Source organism: Candidatus Phytoplasma bonamiae (assembly GCF_030586845.1).
Classification (GTDB): Bacteria; Bacillota_I; Bacilli_A; order Acholeplasmatales; family Acholeplasmataceae; genus Phytoplasma; species Phytoplasma bonamiae.
In genome coordinates this window covers 1-2,649 of the sequence record NZ_JAOSIQ010000047.1, presented here as the reverse complement: position 1 = coordinate 2,649, position 2,649 = coordinate 1, and the positions used below count along the sequence as shown (strand labels likewise).

Genomic DNA, 2,649 nt, shown 5'->3' with positions numbered 1-2,649 from the left:
AAAAATCCCTACGGCGAAGAAGCTAAACAATATTTATATGAAGTCATCAATGAAGCTTTAGAACATTTACCTGATCATCAACAATTCTTAAAAGCGAATCGGACTTTAGAAAACTTGTTAAAAACCAAAAAGAATAAAATAAATTCAATCAAACAAGATTTAAGATTATTAAATTATAAAAAAGAAGTTGTGAAATTACAAATCGATAAATTAACAGAACAAATTTAAAAAGGGAAAAAATTTGCAAGATAAAAAAAGAATAATTTAAAGCAAAAATAAAAGGCTTTATATGTGTGAAAGAATTTGATTATTTATCTTTATTAATTAATATAATACAAATATAAAAGAAATATTTTATTTATTCAATCTAAATTAAATAATTTTTGCTAAATTTCGTTAGTAATATCGCAATTTAAAATTAAAAAATAATAATCATTAATTTTAATATTTAAATTTTTGCTTTTTTATATAAAAATTATAAATTTTATTATTTATTAAGTTATATTTATATGAAATTATTTAAAATTTTAAAATTAATTTTTTATTTTTAACTTTATAATTTAAATCAAAAAATTAAAATTTTTCGAAAATAATTGTATTTTATTTGATAAAATTTTATCGGACATAAATTATTTTCCAAAAGAGGTTAAAAATGAATTTTTATATTAATAAAAACAAATTATTGAATATTTTTTTAATTTTTTGGATATTTTTATTTTGTACATTTCACATGAATATTAAAAATAATCAAGTTTTCGCTATAAAAGTGATACATCCAAATAGTATTTTTAAATTAGAAAAAATAAGAAAAATAATCGTTTTAAAATTAAACGATGAAATTCAAAAGCACGAATCAATAATCCTAAAAAATATAAAAAAACTCCAAATAACTCAAAAAAAATCTTTATTAAAAGCAGAAAATTTAAAAATAAAAAAATATGATTTGCTAAATCATTTAGTATCTATAAAAATAGAATAAATAACTTTATAAATCAAAAATTTTTTATAAAAAAATTATTTATTTCATAAAATTTAAAAATTTTTTTAATATTCTTTCTTAGTAAGAATTATATTTTCGCAATATTATTTTAAATTAAAAAATTTTTGACAAATTAAAAAATAAAATTTATTTTTATTTATCAACAATTTTATTAATTTTAATAAATTTAAAATTTATTTATTAAAAATATTTCATTATTGATTAATATTTATTGTTTTTTTATTTAATATAAATTTGTAAATTATGTAAAATATTTTTTCAATTATATCCGATTATTTTATATTTAAAATTAAAATTTACTTACTAAGACAAAAAAATAATTAATTAAATATAAAAAAAATCAATTTTATATAGTTTAGAAAAATCATTAACATTTATAAATCAATTAAAATTTTGCCAAAAAACAGATTATTATAATTATATCAATATTGTCGATAACGGCAATTATCATTATTTTATATTATTTTATAAAAAAATGATAATGTTAAAGAGAAAAAAATATTATGGAGAAACCAAAAAACCTTAAACTGCCTATTCTAAAAAGATTTGATAAAATTAAAAATTTGTTTTATCAGATGCCAAATAATTTATCAGTTAAACACTATGAAACTCACTTCTTCGAAGAATTAAATAATAAATCTTAGTCAAAAAGGCAAAATCAAAGAATAATGAAAATTTTCTTGAAAATTATGAAATAAAATACGGATAGATTAATTGCGTTTTATGCAGCGATTTATCTTTGCTGTTTTATTTACAATCAGCCCCCGTCCAAACGGTGCGAGCAAATTTCCCAGCACGCTGCTTTTCATATGATTCCTTTGCTAAAATAAATTAGAAAAATATTCTTTCTGTCAACCAGGATCAATTTTGAAATGGGGGATTGACATGTTGACGCAGTAATTGATTGATTTTAGGCAGATCTTGATAATTTAAAAATAAAGTATTGATTTCAGAGTTGTAATTAGTTTCTTCATGCAGTAATAAAACTTTAAAATGAGCTTGCCGACTTAAGAAACTAATAATGTAATTAAATGATACAGACGTTTCGACATGATGTTAAATTTCCTTTTTTATTTTTTCAGCTTTTAGACAATAAAAAACCGAAAAGTTTATTGGTTTAATAAACTAATTCGGTTTATTTTTATTATATTTGGTTGTTTTAATCAGTGGTACCCTTTTAGTAGAGCAGGTTATGCAAGAGTCTTTTATATTTTAATAAAAAATAAAATTATTTCGTATGTTGATAATATTTTGATTTATTTTCATCATTTAAATGGTTTAAAAGGTTTTTATACAATTTTAATTGTTCTTTTTGATTATCAATTAATTTTTTGAAATTTTCTTTTAATTTTAAGAGATTTTCTTTTTCATTATCAGTGATATTTCCTTGTAATGTTTTATCTATGTTTGTTATTTGGGTTGCATAATCATAAATTTTATGTTTTACATTAATTATGTTTTCTTCAATGGTAAGGTTGTGATGAGCAGATTGATCGCTACTACCAGTTTCTGGAATGTTTGGTTCCATTGCCATAACTGAATTAATATTAATTAAAAGGAATAATCCTAAATAAATCATTAAAAAGAATGGTAAAAATAATTTATTTTTTACTTGCATCATTTTAACTTATAACTCCTTTGATTTTATT

Annotated in this window: 2 protein-coding genes and 1 pseudogene; 2 read left to right on the top strand and 1 reads right to left on the bottom strand. The window is 18.8% G+C overall.

The features are described 5' to 3' along the window. Positions 1–228: pseudogene (locus tag OC701_RS02575) on the top strand (hypothetical protein); the annotation flags it as partial. A gap of 424 nt (positions 229–652) precedes the next feature. Then, complete coding sequence (locus OC701_RS02570; RefSeq protein ID WP_304514520.1) at positions 653–979, top strand: hypothetical protein; 327 nt, start codon at positions 653–655, stop codon at positions 977–979. A gap of 1,249 nt (positions 980–2,228) precedes the next feature. On the opposite strand, the gene OC701_RS02565 is transcribed toward OC701_RS02570, so the two are convergent. Further along, positions 2,229–2,621, bottom strand: coding sequence for an SVM family protein (locus OC701_RS02565; RefSeq protein WP_304514519.1), 393 nt, complete (start codon positions 2,619–2,621; stop codon positions 2,229–2,231). Between the last annotated feature and the right edge of the window lie 28 nt (positions 2,622–2,649).

Excerpts from the sequence above, each read along its gene's own strand:
- OC701_RS02570 (WP_304514520.1), top strand. The coding sequence starts at position 653 with ATGAATTTTTATATTAATAAAAACAAATTATTGAATATTTTTTTAATT.
- OC701_RS02565 (WP_304514519.1), bottom strand. The coding sequence starts at position 2,621 with ATGATGCAAGTAAAAAATAAATTATTTTTACCATTCTTTTTAATGATT.